Genomic DNA, 23,980 nt, shown 5'->3' with positions numbered 1-23,980 from the left:
ACCCTATTGCGCGGCAATGACTTCGACTTCGAGCAGCCAGGCCGTATCGAAAATACCGGCGATCACTACAGTCATGGCCGGCGCGAGCGAGCCGAGATATTCGCTGCGAATCTCGCGGTTCTCAATCGTATGATGTCGATCGGCGAGAAAGGTGGTGACCTTGACGATATCGTCCTTCGTCATGCCGGCCGCCTTCAACTGGGCGTCGATGTTGTGCCAGACCTGGCGAGCCTGCGCCTTAAATCCCTCCGGCAAGGCGTCATCGACATCGGTCGGTATCTGTCCGCTGATAAAAAGTAGTCGCTCGAAATTCTCCAGCTTTACAGCTTGGGCATAACCGCCGCGGGGCTGCGGCGCATTCTTGGCATTGATGGCATCGCGTTTCATCTCCGTCTCCTCACATCCTGAACAGACCGAAGCGTGTGTCTTCGATCGGTGCGTTGAGTGCTGCTGAAAGCGACAGAGCCAGCACGTCGCGGCTCTTACGCGGATCGATGATGCCATCGTCCCAAAGGCGGGCCGAGGCGTAGAGCGGGTGGCTCTGGGTTTCGAACATCTTGAGCGTCGGCGCCTTGAAGGCGACCTCTTCTTCCGGCGCCCAAGGCTTGCCGGCACGCGCCAGCGCCTCGCCGCGCACGGTGGCGAGCACACCCGCCGCCTGCTCCCCGCCCATGACGGAGATGCGGCTGTTGGGCCAGGTCCAGAGGAAGCGCGGCGAGTAGGCGCGACCGGCCATGCCGTAATTGCCGGCGCCGAAGGAGCCGCCGATCAGCATGGTGACCTTCGGAACCCTGGTTGTGGCCACAGCCGTCACCAGCTTGGCGCCGTTCTTGGCGATCCCTTCCGTCTCGTATTTGCGGCCAACCATGAAGCCGGTGATGTTCTGCAGGAAGACCAGCGGAATCTTGCGCTGGGAGCAAAGCTCGACGAAATGCGCGCCCTTCAGCGCCGACTCCGAGAAGAGGACGCCGTTGTTGGCGATGATGCCGACTGGAATGCCATGGATATGGGCAAAACCGCAGACCAGCGTCGCGCCGTAGCGCGCCTTGAATTCATCGAGACGGGAGCCGTCCACCATGCGGGCGATAACCTCGCGCACGTCATAGGGCGTGCGCAGATCCGAGGGGACGATGCCGAGAATTTCTTCAGGATCGTAGAGCGGTGCCTCGGGCGTACGACGCTCGACGCTCTCGGGTTTGCGGCGATTGAGATTGGCGACCGCCTGGCGGGCGAGCGCAAGTGCATGGGCATCGTCGCGTGCCAGATGATCGGCAACACCGGAGAGGCGCGTGTGAACATCGCCGCCGCCGAGATCCTCGGCTGAGACCACCTCCCCCGTCGCCGCCTTGACGAGCGGCGGACCGGCGAGAAAGATCGTCCCCTGCTTCTCGACGATGATGGTCTCGTCAGACATAGCCGGCACATAGGCCCCGCCCGCCGTGCAGGAGCCCATGACGACGGCGATCTGCGGGATGCCGGCGGCCGACATATTGGCCTGATTGTAGAAGATGCGGCCGAAGTGATCGCGATCCGGAAACACCTCGTCCTGGTTCGGCAGGTTGGCGCCGCCGGAATCGACGAGGTAGATGCAAGGGAGATTGTTTTCGGCGGCGATCTCCTGCGCGCGGAGATGCTTCTTCACCGTGATCGGATAGTAAGTGCCGCCTTTGACCGTGGCATCGTTGCAGACGATCATGCAATCGCGGCCGGAAACGCGGCCGATACCAGCGATGAGACCGCCGCCCGGCGCGTCGCCGCTGTAGAGACCGTGCGCGGCAGTCATGCCGATTTCCAGAAACGGTGTGGCGGGATCGATCAAACCGGCAACGCGATCGCGCGGCAGCATCTTGCCGCGGCTGAGATGGCGCTCACGTGCCTGCACGCCGCCGCCTTCTGCCGCCTGCGACGCCGCAGCCTCGGCAATGCCGATCGCCTCCAACATGGCGGCGCGATTTTCCCGGAAGCGATTCGAATGCGTCGATATCTCTGATTTCAGGACGGTCATGCGCTTCACCGGTTGATGGGAATGGAATTTCGCAGTCAGGCCGTTTCGCCGAACAGCTCGCGGCCGATCAGCATGCGCCGGATCTCGGAGGTGCCGGCACCGATCTCGTAGAGCTTGGCGTCGCGCAGCAGCCGTCCGGCGGGATAGTCATTGGTATAGCCATTGCCGCCGAGCGCCTGGATGCATTCGAGCGCCAGCGCCGTCGCCTTCTCGGCGGAATAGAGGATGCAGCCGGCTGCATCCTTGCGGGTCGTCTCGCCGCGATCGCAGGCGGCCGCCACCGCATAGACATAGGCACGGGCGGCATTCATGGTGACATACATGTCGGCAAGCTTGCCCTGCATGAGCTGGAACTCGCCGATCGATTGGCCGAACTGCTTGCGCTCATGCATGTAGGGTAGCACTACGTCCATGCAGGCCGCCATGATGCCGATGGGGCCACCGGAGAGGACGACGCGCTCGTAATCGAGACCCGACATCAACACGCGCACGCCGCCATCGACCTGCCCCAGAACGTTCTCGTCCGGCACCTCGCAATCGAGGAAGATCAGCTCCGAAGTGTTCGAGCCGCGCATGCCGAGCTTGTCGAGCTTCTGGCCGACGGAGAAGCCGGGGAAGCCTTTCTCGACGAGGAAGGCTGTGATCCCCCGCGGGCCGGCATCCGGCGAAGTCTTGGCGTAAACGACGAGAACGTCGGCATCGGGACCGTTGGTGATCCACATCTTGCTGCCGTTCAGCACATAGCGATGACCGCGTTTCTCCGCTTGCAGCTTCATGGAGACGACATCGGAGCCCGCGCTCGGTTCCGACATAGCGAGAGCCCCCACATGCTCGCCCGAAATCAGCTTCGGCAGATAGCGCTCCTTCTGCGCGGTCGTGCCGTTGCGGTAGATTTGGTTGACGCAGAGATTGGAATGGGCACCGTAGCTCAGGCCGACGGAGGCGGAAGCGCGGCTGATTTCCTCCATCGCCACCGTATGGGCGAGATAACCGAGACCCGCCCCGCCATAGGCTTCATCGACGGTGATCCCCAGTAAGCCGAGGTCGCCCATCTCCTTCCAGAGATGCATTGGGAAACTGTTGTTGCGGTCGATCTCATCGGCAAACGGCGCGATGCGGTTATTGGCAAAACGGCGCACCTGCTCGCGCAATGCGTCGATGTCCTCTCCCAGCGCGAAGTTCAATCCCCCTGCAAACATCCGGCTTCTCCTCCCGATATTCCCGAACGCGCGATCCTTACGAACCTATACCTCTTTATGCCCGCTTCAAGTTTCGGCCATCGCCATCATGCGGCGTCGGCAGGCATGGGCTGTTTGCCCTGGGTCTCCACAGGCGCCTCATAGGCCTTCAGCTTGTCAGCAATTCTCACCATGATCTTGCGGGCGGCCTCCTCCTTGACCGGTCCGAAGCCTCTTATCTCATCAAATAGCGAGAGGATGGCAAGGGCCTCGGCCTCGTTGTCATGGCGCAGACCGGCAAGTACCCGCTCGGCAACCCCTTCATAATCAGCAATCAGGCGACGCTCCAGCCGGCGTTCCGCCATATAGCCGAAGGGGTCGAAGGGCGTGCCGCGCAGGCGCTTCATCGGCGCAAGGACGCGGAGCAATGGCAGGATCCACGCGCCGAACTCGCGCTTCTTCGGCCGGCCGTTCGGATCCTTACCGCCAAGGATGGGCGGCGCGAGATTGAGGGCCAGCTTGAAATCCCCCTCCATCTCCTCGCGCAGATGCGCCTCGAAGGCGGGATCGGTCAGAAGACGAGCGACTTCGTATTCATCCTTGTAGGCGAGAATGCGTGCATAGGTGACGGCAACGGCAAAAGGCACCTTATCCGAAAGCCGCTCTCTTGCAGCCAGAGCATTGGCGTGGGCCACGAAGGCGGCATAGCGTTCGGCAAGCGCCGCATTCTGATAGGCGGTCAGATGCGCCTTGCGGTGTTTGATCAGTTCATCGAGGCTCATCTCCGTCAGCGTCTTACCCGTCCGGGGTTCAGCCATCATGGCATGTACGGCCTGCGGGTCGTGCGCCAGAAGCCGCCCCCACTGGAAGGCGGAAAGGCTCGCCTTGACGGCGACACCGTTAAGCTCAATCGCCCTTTCGATCGCTTCCAAAGAGAGAGGCAGAAGGCCGCTCTGCCAGGCAAAGCCGGTCAGCAGGATATTGGTCGACATGGCATCGCCGGTCACCTCCGTCGCGACATGGCCGAAGTCGAGGAAAATAGACTTGTCGCTGACGGTCTTTGCGATCGCGTGCTGGATCGAACCGGTCTTGAAATCGAAATCGCGGTTGCGGACGAAATCGGCGACCGGCATCAGCCCGGTGTTGACGATGGCCGTGGTGCGCGTCGGCGAGCAGAGCGTGATCGCATCTCTGGAGGCACCCACCACCTCGTCCGCTGATAACAGGAGATCCGCGCCGCCATTGACGATACGGGAGGAGGTGACATCGGCCTGATTGTGGCCGATGCGCAGGTGGCTCATGACGGCGCCGCCCTTCTGGGCAAGGCCTGCCATGTCGAGGATCATCGGCACCTTGCCGTCGAGATGCGCGGCCATGCCGAGGATCGCGCCGATCGTCAGGATGCCCGTGCCGCCGACGCCGGCAATCGCGATATTCCACGGACGATCGCCGATGACGGGGATTTCGGGCATAGGCACATCGACATCGGCGTGATCAAGCGCCTTTCGCTTGCGGCGCTTGCCGCCATGAACGGTCACGAAGGACGGGCAGAAGCCTTTGACGCAGGAGAAATCCTTGTTGCAGCTCGACTGGTTGATCTGGCGCTTGCGGCCGAATTCGGTTTCCAGCGGCTCGACCGAGATGCAGTTGGACTGCACCGAGCAATCGCCGCAGCCCTCGCAGACGGCCGGATTGATGAAGACGCGCTTGGCCGGGTCTTCCATCAGCCCGCGGCTGCGGCGACGACGTTTCTCGGCCGCGCAAGTCTGGACATAGACGATCGCCGAACAGCCTTCGGTCTCGCGCAGCGTCAGCATTACCTGATCGATATAGTCGCGATGCAGCACCTTGACGCCGGGCGCGAGGTCGGAAGCGTGATAGGCATCGGGATTGTCCGAGAGCAAATAGATCGGCTTGACGCCCTCATCATGCAGCTGCTTCGTCACCAGCTGCGGCGTCAGGTAGCCGTCGATCGGCTGGCCGCCGGTCATGGCGACGGCATCGTTGTAGAGCAGCTTGTAGGTGACGTTGACCTTGGAGGCGACGGACTGGCGGATGGCGAGAATGCCGGAGTGAAAATAGGTGCCGTCACCGAGATTGACGAACATATGCTTTTCGTCGGTATACCGGGCGATCGCCGTCCATGGCACGCCTTCGCCGCCCATCTGGGTGAAAGTCTCGGTGTTGCGGTCCATCCAGGTGACCATGTAGTGGCAGCCGATGCCGGCAATGGCGCGGCTTCCTTCGGGAACGCGGGTGGACGTATTGTGCGGACAGCCGGAGCAGAAGAAGGGTGTGCGGTTCAGCGGCGCCACATGGCTGCGGCTGATCTGGCCGCGCTCGGCGAGATAGGCGAGCTTGGCGGCGATGCGGTCATGCAGGCCCTGATCGAGATCGAGCTTGACGATACGCCCAGCAATCGCTCTGGCGACGGCGCCGACAGTCAATGCCGCCGAGAGGCTGAGATAGGGCTTATCGTGTTCGTCGAACTTGCCGACGATTCGCGGACGGACATCGGCCCGCCAGTTGAAGAGCTGCTGCTTGATCTGGTTCTCGATAATCTCGCGGCGCTCCTCGACGACGAGAACCTCGTCCAGCCCTTCGGAGAAATGCCTGACAGCCTCGGGCTCCAGCGGCCAGGGCATGCGCACTTTCAAGATACGCAGGCCGATCGCTGCCATTTCCTGTGGGCCGATCTCCAGCTCGCGCAGTGCCTGCAGCACATCCTCATAGGCCTTGCCGGACGAGATGATGCCGAGGCGGGCGTTCGGCACATCGTGCGTGATTTCGTCGACGCGATTGGCACGGGCAAAGGCGATGGCCGCATAGGCCTTGTAGGTCTGCAGACGATCGTCCTGTACCAGCGGCGGATCGGGCCAGCGCAAATTCAACCCACCGGGCGGCATTTCGAAATCGGTCGGCAGCACGAATTGCCGCCTCTCGCCTGACAGATCGACAGCCGCCGTCGTCTCGATGGTGTCGGCGATGAACTTCATGCCGACCCAGCAGCCGGAATAGCGCGACATCGCGATGCCGAGGAGGCCGTATTCGAGGAATTCGTGGATGGACGAGGGATAGATGACCGGGATGACTGCAGACATGAAATCATGGTCGGTCTGGTGCGGCATGGTGGAGGATTTGGCAGAATGATCGTCGCCAGCAATACAGAGGACGCCGCCATATTTGGAGGTGCCCGCAGCGTTTGCGTGCTTCAGCACGTCGCCGGAGCGATCGACACCAGGGCCCTTGCCATACCAGATGCCAAGTACGCCATCCTTGCGGGCGCCGGGGGAAAGGCCGACCTGCTGCGAGCCCCATACGGCCGTCGCAGCAAGATCCTCGTTGATCCCGGGCTGGAAGGTGACGTCATATGCGTCTAGGTAAGTCTTGGCTTTCAAGAGCTGCTGGTCGAGCCGCCGAGCGGCGAGCCGCGATAACCTGAAATGAAGGCCGCCGTATTGAGGCCGGCAGCGCGGTCGCGGCGCATCTGCGTCATGGGCAGCCGCACCAGCGTCTGCAAGCCGGTCATGAAGACGCGGCCTTCCTCTGCGGTATATTTGTCGTCTAGCGATACACTGGTCGCAAGCATCTGCTCTCCTCCCGAGATCGCAGTCACCAATTGCGCTTTCTTCTCGCCGGAAACCTCCTACCGCTTCCAACGAAAATCATAGCGGAACTCTAACATGCACCCGTGCTAATTTCCGAACGAAGGCTGGGCGTCGGCCGCATGATTTGTAAAGAATTTGGGCTGCTGACAGATATTTTCGTGCTTCGACCCGTCGCATACGAGCATCCATCACGAGCTTTCATCGCAGATATCAGCCGCAAGGGGTTTTATGCATGCGACTCACCCCCTAAGGTCGCGCTCACTCGAATCGGGGAGACGCATATGCTGACGATCTACGGTGTCTATCGCTCGCGCGCTTCGCGCAACTATTGGATGGCTGGGGAGCTCGGCGTCGAGTTCAAATCCGTGCCCGTCATCCAGGCCAGCCGGCTTGCCAATCCGCTGGCTGCCGATGCGCCAATCAACACGATGTCGCCAGAGTTTCTGGCAGTCAATCCGATGGGCATGATCCCCTGCATCAAGGACGGCGACCTCGTCCTGCATGAATCGCTCGCCATCAATCTTTACCTCGCGCGCAAGTATGGCGGTCCTCTGGCCGGCAAGACGGTGGAGGAAGAAGGGCAGATGTCGATGTGGACCATGTGGGCGGCAACCGAAGTCGAGCCCTACAGTGTTGCGCTCGTTCGCATCTATGACAATGCCCAGGAAAACAGCGAGGCCGGCAAGGCCGGGATCGCCGTTGCCTGCCGCTCGCTGAAGAAGCCGCTCGACGTGCTGGAAAAGCATCTGCAAAGTCAGGATTATCTCGTCGGCAATCGTTTTACCGCCGCCGACCTCAACCTGGCCGAGGTGCTGCGCTACGCCCAGACAGAACAGGAATTGTTCGACGCGCGTCCGAAGATGAAGGCCTGGATCGAGCGCTGCCAGGCACGCGACGCCTACAAGGCCATGCACGCGACCCGCGGTCACGAGCCGGTCTGATAGACCCTATCGGAAGAGACGCATGCTCTCTTCCATCTCCTCGCGAATCCAGGCCTTGAAGGCGGTCACCTTCTTCGGCTCCCGCACGCCGGGGGCGGTAACGAAATAATGGCCGAAGCCCGTCTTTACGCGGATGCCGAAGGGATCGACGAGGCATTTCTGCTGCAGAGCATAGCCAGCCAACGTCTGCCAGGCGAGCATCACCCCCTGCCCTGCTATGGCCGCATCCAGACAGAGCGACGCATCGTTGAAGATGTGCCGCTCTTCCATGCAATGGCCCGATAGTCCCGCCTTGCGCAACCAGACCTCCCAGCCGAACATGGCGTGTGCATCGATGACGGCGGGGACTTTCAGAAGATCGGCGGGCTCCTGCAGCCCTGCGGCGATCTGCGGCGTGACGACCGGGAACACCTCCTGCGCCAAAAGCAGCTCAGACTTGACGCCGGGCCATTGCCCGCTGCCGACCCGGATGCCGATATCGACATCCGATGTCGCCGGATTGATCAGGCGCGTGGTGGCATCGATACGTAGACGGATATCGGGGTGACGGCTGGCAAAGCGGTCCAGCCGGTACACGAGCCAGCGGGCCGCAAAGACCGGCGCGACCGAAATCGTAAGGATATTCTCATCCTCGTGCTGCGCAAGCGCGACTGCGGCCGTAAGCGCTTGGAAGCCCTCGTTAAGCCTCGTCAATATTGCCAGCCCCGATGCCATGGCCATCATGCCTTTTGGAGTTCGCTCGAACAGCGACCGACCGAGCTGCGCCTCCGCCTTGATGACCTGCTGGCTGACCGCACCGACCGTTACACCGAGTTCGTCGGCGGCCGCCTGCAGCGAACCGAGCCGCCCGACCGCCTCAAGGGCGCGCAAGCCATTCAGATGAACGTTGTTGAGGTTTCTCATTATAGAATATCTATATCAGTATCTCCGCATTCTCAATTGCATTGAGCGCATGCTCGCGCGATTATCGCACCATGAAATTGAAGACCGTCGCCGCTTGCTCAGCTGATGCCCTCATGGTTGCATCGATGCGAGCATCCAAGGAGGCATACCATGTCGATCTTGAAGCTTTTCTTCAGTCATCTTCTCGAAGAGGATCGCAAACCGGACAGCGATCCGTTGCAGCATCCCATACTTGCGGCCATGTCGTTGGAAGAACTGGCCGACCTGCCGCTGATGCCGGAAAATCTGGGGCGGCCTATGGACAAGCGGACCATTCAGCCGGAAGAATGCGCATAAGAGAGTTAATCATCGCACTCAAACGCGCATGACGTTAAATGTAGGCATGGACGCCATAGCGGAACGATTGCAGCGGCTGGTGGCGCAAGCCCGGCTGCCTGAGGTCGAACCTGGCCTTCATTACGGCCTGCCGGCCTTCAAAGTTGGTGGCAAGGCGTTCGTGACCGTCAAGAACAACGAGACCATCGTGCTGTCGCTGCCGATCGACCGGAAGGAGCAACTGATCGAAATGGCGCCGGAGATCTACTACCAGACGGATCACTATATCGGCTGGCCCTCCCTGCCGCTGCGGATCAAAGCAATCGGCGACGAGGAACTGGAGCTACGCTTGATCGAGGCGTGGCGATACCGCGCCCCGAAAAAACTTCTGGCAATGTTCGGCTGATCGATCAGCCCTGTTCGATGGCAAGCGCCTTCTGAACGGCCGGGCGCTCAAGCATGCGGTGATAATGCGCGTTGACCTTGGGGAACTGTTTGATATCGACACCGTCTCCCGGCAGCCACTTCTCCATGGTAAAGAGGTAGCCGTCTGCGACGGTATATTGCTCTCCCATTACCCAGGGGCCCTTCAGCATCTTGTCTTCGATCAGCGCGAAGCTTTCGGTCATGGTCTGCGGCACCTTGGCCTTCATCGTCTCGATGGCTGCCGCATCGTCGGTCCAGCGGTAGCCGCGCCCCTTGTGCGAATGGTTCACATGAACGGTGGAGACGATGTAGCTGTTGAAGGATTGCATCTGCGCGAATTCGAAGGGGTCGTCGAGCGGTGCCAGCTTCGCGGCCGGCACGATCTGGGCGATGTAGGCCATAATCGCGATATTCTCGGTGAGGACGCCGCGATCGGTCACCAGGACCGGAACGCGACCTTTGGGATTGATGGCCAAATAATCCGGCTGACGCTGATCGCCATTGGCGAGGTTGAGGCGACGGCGCTCGTAGGCGAGACCGGATTCTTCCAGAGCGATGAGACTGGCGAGCGCGCAGCTTCCGGGCGCGAAATAGAATGTCAGCATGTTCCGTTCCTCGATTGAAGTCCGTGAGGAAGCTAGAGCGAACCCGGCCGATACGGAAGTGGCTGACGCTGATAGGCGCTACAAAAGGTTTTGATCGGTCGGGCCGGTATGCCCATCCCCATTGGCTGGCTCAATGGGAATGGGCGGTCGATCTCAGGCGCAGCCGGGCACGTCTTCCAGCGCGTACCAGACGGGAATGCCGCGCTCGCGGGCAATGCGGACATCATTGTCGGCGCCCTTGGAATCACCGGGCAATCTCAAAACGCCCTCGCAAAGCTGCAACAGGCGGCCGGCCGTTGGGTGGAAAATCTCCTCATAGAGATCGTCGCCGATGCTCTTGCCGCCGGCGGCGTGCCAGACCGGCAGGGCAACCCATTCGCCGATCATCGGCAGATGCCCGGCCTTGAACAGTGCGTAGGACGGCTCCTCAAGGCGTTTGAGGTTTTCAGCCATCTTCTTCGGATCATCACCAGTGCCGGAGCGATAAGGCCCCGCGATCAGGATCAACATGTCTTGTCTCCGTTTTTAGCTCCTGCTCGCTGCAGGAATTTGCACGAATATGCGCATATTTTCTTGAATGTCGAATCGATTCTGATAAATTCACGATTATTCGTGATATATCGTGCAGAGATCGGCATGCTGACCAGCCAACGGAAAACACTCATCCTCGAAAGATTGCGCCGGGACGGCCAGGTAATCGCCAAGGCATTGGCCGATGATCTCGGGCTATCCGAGGATACGATCCGTAGGGATCTGCGGGAAATGGCGACGGAGAAACTGCTGAAGCGCGTGCATGGCGGCGCACTGCCGCTGTCACCGGAGCTGCCCGATTTTACCGCGCGGCAGACGGTCTCATCCGATGAGAAGCGCCGGCTCGGTGCGCATGCGGTCAGCATGATCCAGCCGGGCCAGACCGTGTTTCTCGATGGCGGCACCACCAATGCCGAGATCGCCCGCCAGCTCCCGAAGGATCTCCCCGTCACCATCGTCACCCACAGCCCGACGATCGCAGGCGAGCTGGAACATCATCGACTGGCCGAAGTGATCTTGATCGGCGGCAAGCTCTACAAGCATTCGATGGTCGCGACGGGTGCCGTCGCCATGGCGGCCGTCGCATCGATAAGGGCCGACATTTTCTTTCTGGGCGTCACCGCCATCCATCCCGCCCGCGGCTTTTCGACCGGTGACTTTGAGGAGGCAGCCATCAAGCGGCATATCGCGCAATGCTCGGCGGAAACCTACGTATTATCGACGACCGAGAAGCTCGACGCCGCCTCGCCGTGCCAGATCTTGCCCTTGCACGGCGTTTCCGGTCTGATCGTATCATCGGATGTTCGGGAGGAAAGCCTGGCGCCCTACCGGCATGCCGAGATGCCGATCTTCCTGGCCTGAGGCCAACGCTACATCTGTCCACCTTGCCGCCATCGCCGATCGGGCCTACCTCCATATGCGCCACAGGTTACGATCACCCATGAACGAACGCCGCATTCACCAGCTTTTTGAAATCAGCGTCCTGTTGAAGGGTGCGCATGCCTTGATCGAATGTCTTGGCGGCATAGTGCTGGCGCTTGTCAGCACCGAGTCGATCCTTCGGCTGGCGAACCGGATCACGCAGCCCGAGCTGCTCAACGACTCGCATGATTTCATCGCGACGCACCTGCTCACGTGGGCGCAGGATTTCTCGGTCGGTACGAAGAACTTCTATGCCTATTACCTCTTGAGCCATGGGCTAGTGAAGGTGCTGCTGGTCATCGGCCTGCTCCGGGGCAAGATGTGGGCCTATCCGGCATCGCTTGCCGCCTTGGGGCTTTTCATCGCCTACCAGCTTTACCGCTTCACCGACACGCATGGCATCGGGCTCATCATCCTCACCATCTTCGACCTCCTGGTCATGGTTCTTATCTGGCAGGAATACAAGGTCGTCCGGCACCATGTACCGGCTCGTAAAACGAGCGGCTGAGGCGAGGAGTAAGCTATGCCCCCAACGCCGCTGCCGACCTGATATCGCCGACCTGGATGCCGTTCCAGTTTTTGAAGGATCGGTCGGCCATCGCCATCAGGCCGGCATGGACAGGGCCGTCCTTCTCGAAGAAGCGGGCCAATGTTGCGGCCACCATGACTTCCGCCGCGCGAGTGGTGCCGTCGTCGCATTTGATCGCGATGGCAATACCCTGCTCGGGGATGGCGGCGCAAAACACGCCCTCGGCGCCGGTCTTGGCGAAGATGCGGCCGGGAGCGATCTGCATCAGCTTGGTGCAGGCGCGGTCGGTGCCGGCGACGTAGAAGGGCTCGGCCATGCAGGCCTCGAACAGCCGGCGTGATGCCTTGGCGCGCAGCGGCTCCAGACCGGCGCCGGTCGCCATCCTGGCAAAACCATGCGCCAGCCCCTTGAGCGGCACGGCATAGGTCGGGATCGAGCAGCCGTCCGTGCCGCAATTGTCGTGCGCCAGAACAGCGCCGGTCAGGCTCTGCATCGTCTCGCGGATCTGCTGCTGCAGCGGGTGGTCATAACCGACATAGCCCTTGGGATCGATGTCCTGATGGCAGCAGGCGCAGACGAAGCCGGCATGCTTGCCGGAACAATTGTTGTGCAGCGCCGTCGGCTTGTCGATGGCGCGGACCTGATGAATCAATGTCTTCTGATCGAAAGACCAATGTGCGCCGCATTCGAGCGTGCCGACATCGCGGCCGGCGCGCGCCAGCATGGAAGCGGCGAGCGCCACATGCTCATCCTCGCCATTGTGGGATGAGCAGGCGAGCGCCAATTCCTTATGACCGAAACCATAGGTATCCGCGGCACCGCTTTCGACCAACGGCAGGGCCTGCATCGCCTTGCAGGCCGAGCGTGGAAAGACGCCGCTTTCGATGTCGCCGAGCGAGAAAACCAGCTTCCCATCGCCATCGACCACAACGACGGAACCGCGATGGCGGCTCTCAACCAGATTGCCACGGGTGACTTCGACGCAGATGGGATTGGACATGACGGAATGCAGCCTCTGATTTGCTAGACGGCCAGTGATAGCCGCCGCCCCCGGGATTGCCAATCGCCGATGCTGGTGGGGAGCATCAAAAAACGATCTCTCAGGCTGCGTCGCGGATCCTGTAGGCGCAACGCCGGGCACCGAGCAGAATATGCTCATCCCGTTCGACATCAGCACCAAGCACCATGCGGAAAGTCTCCAACTCCGATCGGCAGAAGCCGGCGCAGGCAGATGCGGCAGCACAAATGGGGCAATGGTTCTCCACCAACACCAGCGAGCCATCCTTATCCTGCCAGTGATCGGCCATATAGCCTTCCTGCGTGCGGATGGCGGCGAGGCTTGCGACGCGCGACGACAGATCGGCTGAAAGGTCGATTTCGCTTCGATAGCGCCGAAGCGTCTCTGTTTCACGTGCCGAGATGACCGTATCGACGGCACCCTGCCCCAATTGGCTGACCATGGTCGCAAGCAGGGTGGCGGTCAGATCGGCATGGCCATCGGGAAATTGCCTGTTGCCAGCCGCCGTCAGATGCCAGAACTGGCGCGGCCTGCCTCTGCCGGCGGCAGCCTCCGCCACCGGCTCGACCAACCCCTCCTCAGCCATCTTCGTCAGCTGCTGGCGTGCCGCCTCCGACGATATGCCGAGCACATCACCGACGGCGGCTGCCAGTTGCGGCCCGTCGGTTTTCAACAGGATCAGAATTCGATTGGCGGGTGACTGGCGCATTTTCCAAGTTTTCTCTTGTTTTAATCCGGCAAGGATGTAATTTTCCAAATTATAACTTGGAAAATAATCAACCGCTAGGGAAAATACCGAGGATCGCACGATGTCCAGCATCGAAAACACCGCTCCCCTCAAATCAGCCTCCATCTTCACGCTGTTCTCGCCAAGACTTCTGCCTGCGACTCTGATGCTTGGCGGAGGGGTCACGCTTTATGCCGTCGAATCCTACGTCACCGCCACGATTGCCCCCTCGATCGTCCGCGACATCGGCGGCCTCGAATTGTTCTCCTGGATGACGACGCTTTTCGTCGCCGCAGGCGTGCTCGGCTCGATCACTGTTGCGACCCGGCCGAAGGGAATAGGCTTGCGTGCCATCTATGTTGCCGCGGCGCTCATCTTCGGCGTCGGCAGCCTCGCTTGCGCCATCGCGCCGACCATGCCCGTGCTGCTGATCGGTCGCGCCGTTCAGGGGTACGGCTCAGGCATGCTGTCCGGCCTCGCCTACGCCTTCATTCGTTTTATCTATCCCGAACCTCTGTGGCGCAGGGCCTCCACGCTCTACGCTGCCATCTGGGGTGTAGCGACCGTACTCGGGCCGACGCTCGGCGGCCTCTTCGCCGCAGGGAGCGCCTGGCGGGAGGCCTTTCTCATCCTCGTGCCGGTGGCTGTTCTCATGGCGCTCTCGGGGCGCTGGCTGCTGCCCGATGTCGCGGACGATCGGATCGACACCAGAACGCCGCTCATCCAGATCATACTTTTGCTTGCCGCAGTTCTATTCGTCAGCATTGCCGGAACGATCGAACATGGATCCTACAAGACGGTGCTGATCGCAGCTTCGATCGTACTCGTCACAACGATGGTGCTGATAGAGCGCAAGAGCGAAGTGCGCCTTCTGCCCTATGGCGCCGTCATGCTCAGCAACCCCATCGCGCGGCTCTATCTGACGATATTCACGATGATGCTTGTGTTGACGAGCGACATCTATATCCCCTACTTCCTGCAAACCCTGCATGGCGTCACGCCGCTCGTCTCCGGTTATCTCGTTGCGCTCGTCGCATTGGGTTGGACCATAGCAGCCTTCTTCAGCGCCTCTTTTTCCGGCAGGCAGGCCGCCATTGCCATCATCAGCGGCTGCATTTTGGAAACGGCCGCGACCGCATCACTGATCCCCTTCCTGGCAACGAACACGCCCTTTGATACCGTCGCCAGGTTTGCGCCCGCCGTCATCACGATGTTCCTGATGGGATTCGGCGTCGGTCTCGGCTGGGCGCATCTTGTGACCAAGATCATCGGCATCGCCCGCAGGACCGAACAGGACAAGGCCTCGGCCGCGATCTCGATGACGCAGTCGCTGGGCGGCGCATTCGGTGCCGCGCTCGCAGGCGTCATCGTCAATGGTGCAGGTCTGACCCATCCGAGTGGCATTGCCGGCGGCCTCTCTGCCGCGACATGGCTCTATGCGCTGATGGCGATACCCGGCCTCATCGCCGTCGCCCTGTCGCTGACGATCAAGCCAGCTTCAGCATGATCTTGCCGATGTGGTCGCTGGTCTCCATCAACCGATGCGCCTCGGCCACATCGTCGAAAGAGAAGGTCCGATAAATGACCGGGGCGACGGTGCCCTCGTCGAGCAGCGGCCAGACCTGGGAAAGAAGGTCGTCGCGAATGGCTCGCTTTTCCTCAGCCGTGCGTGGACGCATAGTCGATCCGATCACGGTCAGCCGTTTGACCATGATCGGCGCAAGGTTGGCCTTCTCCGCCACAGCGCCGCCAAGGAAGGCAATGATGGAAAGGCAGCCGTCACGGGCAAGCGAGGCGAGGTTCTTCTCCAGATAGGCGGCGCCGATCATGTCGAGAATGATATCGACGCCATGTTCCGTCTCGGCCTTGATGACCTCGGCGAAATCTTCCTCTTTATAATTAATCGCCCGCTTGGCGCCGAGCTTCTCGCAGGCCTCGCATTTTTCCTTCGACCCGGCGGTCGCATAGACCGTTGCACCGAAAGCGTGGGCAAGCTGAATCGCCGTCGTGCCGATGCCGCTGGAGCCGCCGTGGATCAATACGCTTTCGCCTTCGGTCAGCCCCGCCATCTGGAAGAGATTGGCCCAGACGGTGAAGAAGGTCTCGGGGACGGCGGCCGCGCGGACGGCGTCATAACCGTTCGGGAAGCGCAGCACCTGGCCGGCGGGAAGCACGCAATATTCGGCATAGCCGCCGCCATTGGCTAGGCCGCAGACCTTGTTGCCGATGGCAAATTCGGTCACGCCAGGCGCGACATCGACGACCTCGCCGGATATTTCGAGACCGAGGATCGGGCTTGCTTCCTTCGGCGGCGGATAGATCCCCTGCCGTTGCGCCACATCCGGCCGGTTGACGCCGGCAGCCTCGACGCGGACCAGGATCTCACCTGGCTTCAACACCGGAAGAGGCTTTCGGGCGATGGTCATGACTTCAGGTCCGCCAAAGGATGGCAAATCCACGAAACGCATTTCAGACGGCAAGGGCATGGCGCAATCTCCTCTCCCAGCAAAGCAGTGGAGATAGTTTAGCGCAGCGCGCTTGAAAAGATGGCACGGCGGAAAGGCGTCAATTCGTCTCGGCCAGACCGAGGAATGCGACGCCGGCAGCGCTTTCCTTCGCCTTGGTCTTGATGCCGGCGATGGAGGTGCTGACGCGATTGATATTGTCGATCACCAGTCCCTCCGGCAACTGCAGGATACCGATCGAGCAGCGCATCAGCGGGAACTCGGCCTCGGCGCCGGCGCGGTCGTGGCCGCGAATGCGGCCTGCGGCACGATCCTCGGCCGAGTAAAGATCGAGCACGTCGGCATGGAAATCGGCAAGCAGCCGGTCCAGAACTTCGCGCAGCTCCTGCATGCTCCAACCGGTGACACCGATGAAGAAATCGTCGCCGCCGACATGACCGAGGAAATGGCGCTCGGCAAAGAAATAGCGGCGCATCAATGCGGCAAATAGCGAAATGGCATGGTCGCCGAGATGGAAACCATAGGCATCGTTGAACGGCTTGAAATTATCGAAGTCGCAATAGCAGAAATGCCTGACTTCATCACCATCGCGGCCGGCGCTCTGCATGAAATCATGGATCGCCCTGTTGCCGGGAAGGCCGGTCAAGGGGTTCTGGTCCTGGGCAATCTTCAGCTGCTTTTCGTTGATGACCTTGATGAGAGAGGCAGCGGAGACGATGCCCGCATAATGCGTGCCTTCGGTGACGATCAGGCAATCGCTGCTTTCCATATTGGCGAAGATCGTCATCAGCGTGTCGGCATCGGAATCAAGGCCGACGATCGGCGCCATTTCAACGAAATGCGAGATCGACCGTTTATAAACCTTGTTCTTCAAAAGGTCGCGGCCGAAGGGCTGATAGATATATTCCTTCAGCTGGTATTCGTGGATGATCCCGCGCGGCTCGTCATTGGCATTCACGACCGGGAAATAAGCTCGGCGCGGATTGCGGCGAAAGAGCTCGAAGACGCTATCGATGCTGTCGCTCTCGCGGATGGTCGGCAGCACTTCAATCTGCTTGCGGATAAGGATTTCATCGAGCGACTGGCTGTTGCGCGCCGTCTTGCCGAGATCCTGCAAATGCGGAAAGCTCGGCTTCAACTCATTGACCAGTACGGTCGGGCGGGCAATGAACCAGCCCTGGACGAGATCGACGCCGAATTCGCGGCAGGTCAGGAATTCCGCCTCAGTCTCTATGCCTTCGGCGATGACGCGCGTACCGAGGACATGGGCGATGTTGACGAGATTTCGAAGGATATGGCGCTTGCGGGCGCTGCGATCGATATCGACGATGAAATGCCGGTCGATCTTCAGATAGTCGACCGGATAATCGGACAGCAGTTTCATTTCACCGTGACCGACGCCGAAGTCGTCGATGGCGAGCTTGAAACCGGCATCGCGCATCTTGGCAACCAGCGCCGAAAACTCCGGCACGAGGGTATTGTCGAAACGTTCCGAGAATTCGAAGCAAACAGAGGAAGGGGCGATGCCGGCCTTTCTCATATGCTGCAGCAGGCCGTCGACCAAGGCGGCGCCCTGCGGGATCAACCGGACATCCAGGTTGAGGAAAAGCGTAGCGGCAACCATATTGGGGAGAGTGGCAAACTTCGCAAGCGCGCGGCTGCTGACCATCTGCTCGAGCCCAAGAAGCTGGCCGCTGCGCTCGGCCTCGTCGAGGATATCGACCGGGCTGTCGAAACCGATGCGCTCCTGGCCGCGCATGAGGGATTCATAGCCGAAAACGGCGCCCGTGCCGGCCTCCACGATCGGCTGAAATGCGTTTTCGATCACGAGTTTGGCGAGAGTAACGATCTGATCGCTGGCGTATCGGCGCAAGACGCCCGGTTCGGCTGCGGCAGTCAGGGACATACCCATCTCCACTTGCGGATTCTAATCTAATTTATTTGAGTAAAACTTTGGGTTTACCGCATTTTCGGCCGAGGATGCGTCATAAAGCGTCAACGAAACCTTTCCCCTATGTGAAAGTTTCATGAATGGTAAAGCAATATTAACCATTTGTCGGGCCGCAGACCCCTCATCACGGCAGCCGAGAGGCTGCCGTGATGAGGGGGTTCAGTGCTGATTGCTCGAGTGCCGCTCCGCCTCGTAGTCGGCAAACATGTCAGCGACGCAGCGGCCGCTCTTTGCCGTCTCCCCCCCATCGTTGGCGGCATGAGGCACATCGCAAATGTCGCCGCGCCTGCGGGCTGCATCCCACATGCGCAGGGCTTCCCGTACGACTTCGCTGCTCGAGGCATAAGTGCCGGTATCGACCGCTGCCCGGATGCCCGCAGCCTGAAGCGGAGAGATGGAAACCGTTACCATCGGCATGATATTCCTCCCTTGACGTCGTTACGCGGAAATTTGTCTGGAAGCATGTTCCGCGGCTTTGACCAGTTTCTTCACGCATGTCTGTCGACACACGCATTTCGGATGAAGACACTGTCGTTACATCAACGCAACGCCGTTCTGCCCGACATGGCAGAGGCGGTAAGAGTAACGCCGCTCACGCTCCTTGTCAAAAAGTGGCAGTCCGTTACCCCTTTCAGGCGATGCCCTACCGCCTAAGCACAAGGCCGAAGGCCACCAGCGTCCATCCTTGGAAAATCAGGTCAAAGGCCAGGAAAAGGCCAAGAATCCAGAGGCTGTTGACCGGCCAGCCAACTGCAATGGCAATGCCGGCGGCGGCGGTTGCAAGGCCGCTGATGACAATCCAGACCCAACCACGCTCCGGCTTCAGCTTGCGACCGACCCAGACGCGAAACGTGCCGGCAATGAGCAGTGCGATGGCGAGGAATAGCGTCAAGGCTTCCGACGCCAATAGTGGATTGGCGAAGGCAAGCACGCCGGCAACCGTATAGAGCAGGCCGCTGAGAACCCAGAACAAAATGTGCTCCCAGCCCCTTACCTGAAAGGCATGGGCCAGATGCACGATGCCGCCGATCAGCATCAGCATGCCGACATAATAGACCGAAGCGACGGTGGCGATGAACAGATTGCCAAGCGCGATACCGCCGCAGATCAGCAGCAAGATTCCAAGCCCGACGAACCAACCCCATTTGTCGCGCATCGCTGATGGGGGAACTTCATCAAGAATATCGACCATGACTGCACCTCCTCCTCTTCGGAATTATGGCACAGAAATGCTTTGCGGAAAGAGGTTGCGGATTTTTCCTGAGGGAGGGCTGGTCACGTGATTTTTTTATTGATTGATCAGTCAATCAAAAATACACTCGTCTTCAGTCTTGGGGATTGACGCAATGCCGAAAGTCGGAATGGAACCGGTGCGCCGAAAGGCGCTGGTGGATGCTGCAATGCGCGTGATCGGCGATCACGGCTCGCTGACCGTCACCATGTCCGAAATCGCCAAGCAGGCCGGCGTTTCCCCCGCCCTTGCGCATCATTATTTCGGCAGCAAGGAACAGCTGCTGATCGAAACCGTCCGCGTCCATCTACAGCGGCTGCGCGACAGCGTCGTGACGGCGCTTAGGGCCGCCACGACACCCCGCGAAAAGCTTTCCGCCGTCATCCGCGTCAGTTTCCAGGCCGATCAGTTCGCACCGGAAACGATCGCGGCATGGCTCGCCTTCTATGCCGAGGCGCAGCGCTCCGAGGAGACGCGCCGCTTTCTGGTCATCTACGCGCGCCGTCTGCATTCGAATCTCGTTGCCAATCTCAAGGCTCTGTGCCCAGCCAGCGACGCAGGGCGCATCGCCGAGGGTGCAGCTGCGATGATCGACGGGCTCTATATCCGTCAGAGCCTCAAATCGGCGCCGATCAGCACCGAGGCGTCGATCGCGCTGACCGAAGGCTATCTGACGACCCATCTCAACGCGTTGAAAGGCTGACGTCATGCTGACCGTCTGGGGCCGCAAATCGTCATCGAATGTACAGGCGCTAATGTGGTGCATCAGCGAGCTCGGTCTTGCCCATGAGCGCATCGATGCAGGCTTTACCTACGGCGTCAACGACACGCCTGAATTCCTGGCGATGAACCCGAACGGCACCGTACCGGTGCTACGCGACGGTGATGACGAGCCGCTCTGGGAAACGGGCGCCATCCTGCGTTACCTCGCCACACAATATGGCGACGATGCCTTCTGGCCGAAGGATGCGCGCCATCGCGCTCAGATCGACAAATGGGCTGAGTGGGCCAAGATCAACATTGCCCAGAGTTTCACCGGCCCGATTTTCTGGCGGGTGGCGCGCACGGCCCCTGCTCTCAAGGACGAGAAGGCGATCGTTGCGGCTGTTGCAGCACTCGGTGCGAAGCTTGACATCGTCGAGTCGCAGTTCGGACGGCATCGCTTCCTTGCGGGCGATAATCTGATGTTGGCCGACATCCAGTTCGGGCACGTTCTCTATCGCTATTTCGACATCGATATCCAGCGCCCTGCCCATCCACGGCTTGAGCGATACTATGAAAACCTCACCGAACGACCTGCTTTTCAAGAGCATGTCATGGTGTCCTATGAAGAACTGAGGGTTCTATAATGCGCGCACAACCGAAAGCCTCGCATTTCATCGACGGGGAATATGTCGAGGACACCGACGGCACTCTTATCGAAAGCATCTATCCGGCGACCGGCGAGGTGATCGCCCGCCTGCACGCGGCAACGCCTGCCATCGTCGAAAAGGCGATCGCGGCCGCAAAGCGGGCGCAGCCCGAATGGGCCGCCATGAGCCCGACAGCTCGCGGCCGCATCCTGAAGCGAGCGGCGGACATCATGCGCGAGCGTAACCGCGAGCTTTCCGAACTGGAGACGCTGGATACCGGCAAGCCGATCCAGGAAACCATCGTCGCCGACCCGACTTCGGGCGCAGACAGCTTCGAATTCTTCGGCGGCATCGCGGCGGCCGGTCTCAACGGCTCCTATATCCCGCTCGGCGGCGATTTCGCCTATACCAAGCGCGTGCCGCTCGGCGTCTGCGTCGGCATCGGCGCATGGAACTACCCGCAGCAGATCGCCTGCTGGAAAGGCGCGCCGGCACTGGTTGCCGGCAACGCCATGGTGTTCAAGCCTTCGGAAAACACGCCGCTCGGCGCGCTGAAGATCGCTGAAATCCTCATCGAGGCCGGTCTGCCGAAGGGCCTCTACAATGTCATCCAGGGAGACCGCGAAACAGGGCCGCTGCTCATCAACCATCCCGACGTGGCGAAGGTATCGCTGACGGGCTCGGTGCCGACCGGCCGCAAGGTGGCGGCTTCGGCCGCCGGCAATCTCAAGCATGTCACCATGGAGCTCGGCGGCAAGTCGCCGCTGATCGTCTTCGACGATGCCGATATCGACAGCGCCATCGGCGGCGCGATGCTCGGCAACTTCTATTCGACGGGCCAGGTCTGCTCCAACGGCACCCGCGTTTTCGTCAACCGCAAGATCAAGTCCGAATTCCTGGAGCGCCTGAAGGCCCGCACAGAAGCCATGCTCATCGGCGATCCGATGGACGAGGCAACGCAGATCGGTCCGATGGTGTCCTGGACGCAGCGCGAAAAGGTGCTTTCTTACATCGAAAAGGGCAAGGCTGAGGGCGCAACACTTTTGACCGGCGGCGGCATCCCGAACAATGTCTCCGGTGAAGGCTATTACATCCAGCCGACCGTCTTTGCCGACGTCACCGACGACATGACGATCGCCCGTGAAGAGATCTTCGGGCCGGTCATGTGCGTGCTCGACTTCGATGACGAGGCCGAGGTGGTCGCCCGCGCCAATGCGACCGAATTCGGCCTTTCCGGCGGCGTCTTCACCGCCGATCTCACCCGCGCCCACCGCGTGGTCGACCAGCTGGAGGCCGGCACGCTCTGGATCAACACCTACAATCTTTGCCCAGTCGAAATCCCCTTCGGCGGCTCCAAGCAATCCGGATTCGGCCGCGAGAATTCGCTGGCGGCGCTGGAGCATTATTCGGAATTGAAGACCGTCTATGTCGGCATGGGGCCGGTACAGGCGCCTTATTGATCCACCTCCCCCTTGAGGGGCGCCGCTTAGCGGCGGGTGGGGTGACCAGCCGCAGCGCGTGTAGCAGCAATCACCCCACCCCGGCCTGCGGCCGACCCTCCCCCTCGGGGGGAGGGTGCAGAACCGCCTCGATTTACGCCCCTTACCACTTGGAGCACATGGTCATGCAAGCAGATTTCGTCATCGTCGGCTCGGGCTCGGCTGGCTCCGCCATGGCTTATCGCCTGTCAGAGGATGGCAAGCATTCGGTCATCGTCCTAGAATTCGGCGGCAGTGATTTCGGGCCGTTCATCCAGATGCCGGCGGCACTTGCCTGGCCGATGAGCATGGACCGCTACAATTGGGGCTATCTCTCCGAGCCGGAACCGCAGCTCAACAACCGGCGCATCACCGCCCCGCGCGGCAAGGTGATCGGCGGCTCGTCCTCGATCAACGGCATGGTCTACGTGCGCGGCCATGCCGAGGATTTCAATCGCTGGGAGGAGCTCGGCGCCCAAGGTTGGGCCTATGCCGATGTGCTGCCCTACTTCAAGCGGATGGAGCATTCACATGGCGGCGAAGAAGGATGGCGCGGCAAGGATGGCCCGCTGCATGTCCGGCGCGGCGATGCCCGCAATCCGCTGTTCCACGCCTTCATCGAAGCAGGCAAGCAGGCGGGCTTCGAGGCGACGGAGGATTATAACGGCAGCAAGCAGGAAGGCTTCGGCCTGATGGAGCAAACGACCTGGATGGGACGTCGCTGGTCTGCGGCGACAGCCTATCTCAAGCCTGCCCTGAAGCGGCCGAATGTGACCCTCGTTCGCTGCTTTGCCCGCAAGGTCATGATCGAAAACGGCCGCGCGACCGGCGTCGAAGTCGAGCGCAATGGCAAGATCGAGATCATCAGAGCGAACCGCGAAGTGATCGTTTCCGCTTCCTCGTTCAACTCTCCGAAGCTGCTGATGCTGTCCGGCATCGGACCTGGGCAGCATCTGCGCGACATGGGGATCGAAGTGAAGGCCGACCGGCCGGGCGTCGGCGCCAACCTGCAGGACCATATGGAATTCTATTTCCAGCAGACGAGCCTGAAGCCGGTGTCACTCTATTCCTGGCTACCCTGGTATATGCAGGGGATTGCCGGTGCGCAGTGGCTGTTCTTCAAGAAAGGCCTTGGCACCTCGAACCAGTTCGAAGCCTGCGCCTTCCTGCGCTCGGCACCCGGCGTCAAGCAGCCGGATATCCAGTACCACTTCCTGCCTGTCGCCATCAGCTATGACGGCAAGGCGGCGGCCAAGAGCCACGGCTTCCAGGTGCATGTCGGCTACAACCTGTCGAAATCGCGTGGTAACGTCACGCTGCGCTCCTCCGACCCGAAGGCCGATCCGGTGATCCGCTTCAACTATATGAGCCATCCGGAAGACTGGGAGAAATTCCGCCACTGCGTTCGCCTCACCCGCGAGATCTTCGGGCAGAAGGCCTTCGACGAGTACCGGGGCACGGAAATTCAGCCAGGGGCGAATATTCAGACCGATGATCAGATCGATGCCTTCCTGCGCGAGCACCTGGAAAGCGCCTATCATCCCTGCGGCACCTGCAAGATGGGCTCGAAGGATGATCCAATGGCGGTGGTCGATCCCGATACCCGCGTCATCGGCATCGACGGCTTGCGGGTCGCTGACAGCTCGATCTTCCCGCATGTCACCTACGGCAATCTAAACGGCCCTTCGATCATGACCGGTGAGAAGGCGGCCGACCACATTCTCGGCAAGCCGCGGCTGGCGCGTTCGAACCAGGAGCCCTGGATCAATCCGCGGTGGGAGACGAGCGATCGGTAA

General features: G+C 60.8%; 22 protein-coding genes and 1 pseudogene. 10 read left to right on the top strand and 13 right to left on the bottom strand.

What is annotated here, in order from left to right; all coding sequences use genetic code 11:
• Positions 1–3: 3 nt before the first annotated feature.
• The 4 genes and pseudogenes from ACK83U_RS03190 to ACK83U_RS03175 all read right to left on the bottom strand — a co-directional run bounded on the left by ACK83U_RS03190 (position 4) and on the right by ACK83U_RS03175 (position 6,772).
• Entirely contained in the window at positions 4–387 is a 384-nt protein-coding gene (locus tag ACK83U_RS03190; protein WP_112335569.1) for a RidA family protein, read from the bottom strand.
• A gap of 10 nt (positions 388–397) precedes the next feature.
• On the bottom strand, positions 398–2,005 hold the full coding sequence (locus tag ACK83U_RS03185) for a carboxyl transferase domain-containing protein (RefSeq protein ID WP_112605722.1): 1,608 nt from the start codon (positions 2,003–2,005) through the stop codon (positions 398–400).
• Between the two features lie 35 nt (positions 2,006–2,040).
• Positions 2,041–3,204 (bottom strand): isovaleryl-CoA dehydrogenase, encoded by a 1,164-nt coding sequence (locus ACK83U_RS03180; RefSeq protein ID WP_112605725.1) that lies wholly within the window; start codon positions 3,202–3,204, stop codon positions 2,041–2,043.
• 86 nt (positions 3,205–3,290) lie between these two features.
• Positions 3,291–6,772 (bottom strand): annotated as a pseudogene (locus tag ACK83U_RS03175) (indolepyruvate ferredoxin oxidoreductase family protein).
• 300 nt (positions 6,773–7,072) lie between these two features.
• Between ACK83U_RS03175 and ACK83U_RS03170 the strand changes: the two are divergent.
• Positions 7,073–7,732 (top strand): glutathione S-transferase family protein, encoded by a 660-nt coding sequence (locus ACK83U_RS03170; RefSeq protein WP_112605731.1) that lies wholly within the window; start codon positions 7,073–7,075, stop codon positions 7,730–7,732.
• A 6-nt stretch (positions 7,733–7,738) separates the two neighbouring features.
• On the opposite strand, the gene ACK83U_RS03165 is transcribed toward ACK83U_RS03170, so the two are convergent.
• Positions 7,739–8,635 carry a LysR substrate-binding domain-containing protein gene (locus ACK83U_RS03165; protein ID WP_112605734.1) on the bottom strand — a complete coding sequence of 299 codons (897 nt, stop codon included), beginning with the start codon at positions 8,633–8,635 and terminating at the stop codon, positions 7,739–7,741.
• 150 nt (positions 8,636–8,785) lie between these two features.
• Between ACK83U_RS03165 and ACK83U_RS03160 the strand changes: the two genes are divergently transcribed.
• On the top strand, positions 8,786–8,971 hold the full coding sequence (locus tag ACK83U_RS03160; protein WP_112605737.1) for a hypothetical protein: 186 nt from the start codon (positions 8,786–8,788) through the stop codon (positions 8,969–8,971).
• Positions 8,972–8,999: 28 nt separating this feature from the next.
• Entirely contained in the window at positions 9,000–9,356 is a 357-nt protein-coding gene (locus tag ACK83U_RS03155; protein ID WP_112605740.1) for an MmcQ/YjbR family DNA-binding protein, read from the top strand.
• 4 nt (positions 9,357–9,360) lie between these two features.
• Here ACK83U_RS03155 and ACK83U_RS03150 read toward each other — a convergent pair whose 3' ends face one another.
• Positions 9,361–9,981, bottom strand: a complete 621-nt coding sequence (locus tag ACK83U_RS03150) for a glutathione S-transferase N-terminal domain-containing protein (RefSeq protein ID WP_112605743.1) — start codon at positions 9,979–9,981, stop codon at positions 9,361–9,363.
• Between the two features lie 153 nt (positions 9,982–10,134).
• The gene (locus ACK83U_RS03145) at positions 10,135–10,491 is read right to left on the bottom strand and encodes a DUF4406 domain-containing protein (protein ID WP_112605746.1); all 357 of its coding nucleotides are present in this window, start codon (positions 10,489–10,491) and stop codon (positions 10,135–10,137) included.
• 126 nt (positions 10,492–10,617) lie between these two features.
• Here ACK83U_RS03145 and ACK83U_RS03140 point away from each other — a divergent pair, with 126 nt between their 5' ends.
• Positions 10,618–11,373 (top strand): DeoR/GlpR family DNA-binding transcription regulator, encoded by a 756-nt coding sequence (locus ACK83U_RS03140; RefSeq protein WP_112606072.1) that lies wholly within the window; start codon positions 10,618–10,620, stop codon positions 11,371–11,373.
• 79 nt (positions 11,374–11,452) lie between these two features.
• On the top strand, positions 11,453–11,941 hold the full coding sequence (locus ACK83U_RS03135) for a DUF2127 domain-containing protein (protein ID WP_112605749.1): 489 nt from the start codon (positions 11,453–11,455) through the stop codon (positions 11,939–11,941).
• 13 nt (positions 11,942–11,954) lie between these two features.
• On the opposite strand, the gene ACK83U_RS03130 is transcribed toward ACK83U_RS03135, so the two are convergent.
• Both ACK83U_RS03130 and ACK83U_RS03125 read right to left on the bottom strand, forming a co-directional pair.
• On the bottom strand, positions 11,955–12,962 hold the full coding sequence (locus ACK83U_RS03130) for an asparaginase (protein WP_112605752.1): 1,008 nt from the start codon (positions 12,960–12,962) through the stop codon (positions 11,955–11,957).
• 100 nt (positions 12,963–13,062) lie between these two features.
• A complete protein-coding gene (locus ACK83U_RS03125; protein ID WP_112605755.1) occupies positions 13,063–13,689 on the bottom strand; it encodes a helix-turn-helix transcriptional regulator in 627 nt (208 codons plus the stop codon).
• A gap of 100 nt (positions 13,690–13,789) precedes the next feature.
• Here ACK83U_RS03125 and ACK83U_RS03120 point away from each other — a divergent pair, with 100 nt between their 5' ends.
• Positions 13,790–15,214: an MFS transporter gene (locus ACK83U_RS03120; RefSeq protein ID WP_112605758.1), complete on the top strand. Its 1,425-nt coding sequence runs from the start codon at positions 13,790–13,792 to the stop codon at positions 15,212–15,214.
• Here ACK83U_RS03120 and ACK83U_RS03115 read toward each other — a convergent pair.
• From ACK83U_RS03115 to ACK83U_RS03100, 4 genes are all read right to left on the bottom strand, one after another.
• Entirely contained in the window at positions 15,195–16,193 is a 999-nt protein-coding gene (locus tag ACK83U_RS03115) for an NAD(P)H-quinone oxidoreductase (protein WP_112605761.1), read from the bottom strand. The genes ACK83U_RS03120 and ACK83U_RS03115 overlap by 20 nt on opposite strands.
• A 79-nt stretch (positions 16,194–16,272) precedes the next feature.
• Positions 16,273–18,078: an EAL domain-containing protein gene (locus ACK83U_RS03110; protein ID WP_112605765.1), complete on the bottom strand. Its 1,806-nt coding sequence runs from the start codon at positions 18,076–18,078 to the stop codon at positions 16,273–16,275.
• A gap of 204 nt (positions 18,079–18,282) precedes the next feature.
• Entirely contained in the window at positions 18,283–18,540 is a 258-nt protein-coding gene (locus tag ACK83U_RS03105) for a type II toxin-antitoxin system ParD family antitoxin (protein WP_112605768.1), read from the bottom strand.
• A 226-nt stretch (positions 18,541–18,766) separates the two neighbouring features.
• Complete coding sequence (locus ACK83U_RS03100; protein ID WP_112605772.1) at positions 18,767–19,315, bottom strand: HdeD family acid-resistance protein; 549 nt, start codon at positions 19,313–19,315, stop codon at positions 18,767–18,769.
• Positions 19,316–19,469: 154 nt separating this feature from the next.
• Here ACK83U_RS03100 and betI point away from each other — a divergent pair, with 154 nt between their 5' ends.
• The 4 genes from betI to betA all read left to right on the top strand — a co-directional run bounded on the left by betI (position 19,470) and on the right by betA (position 23,980).
• Positions 19,470–20,057: a transcriptional regulator BetI gene (gene betI, locus ACK83U_RS03095; RefSeq protein WP_112605775.1), complete on the top strand. Its 588-nt coding sequence runs from the start codon at positions 19,470–19,472 to the stop codon at positions 20,055–20,057.
• 4 nt (positions 20,058–20,061) lie between these two features.
• On the top strand, positions 20,062–20,703 hold the full coding sequence (locus ACK83U_RS03090) for a glutathione S-transferase family protein (RefSeq protein ID WP_112605778.1): 642 nt from the start codon (positions 20,062–20,064) through the stop codon (positions 20,701–20,703).
• Positions 20,703–22,166, top strand: a complete 1,464-nt coding sequence (betB, locus tag ACK83U_RS03085) for a betaine-aldehyde dehydrogenase (RefSeq protein WP_112605781.1) — start codon at positions 20,703–20,705, stop codon at positions 22,164–22,166. Before ACK83U_RS03090 ends, betB begins: the two co-directional genes overlap by 1 nt.
• A 164-nt stretch (positions 22,167–22,330) precedes the next feature.
• A complete protein-coding gene (betA, locus tag ACK83U_RS03080) occupies positions 22,331–23,980 on the top strand; it encodes a choline dehydrogenase (protein WP_112606075.1) in 1,650 nt (549 codons plus the stop codon).

This window comes from Rhizobium sp. WW22 (assembly GCF_047041135.1).
Classification (GTDB): Bacteria; Pseudomonadota; Alphaproteobacteria; order Rhizobiales; family Rhizobiaceae; genus Rhizobium.
Note: the sequence above shows the minus strand (reverse complement) of the source record. Positions and strands in the feature narration are given on the sequence as shown.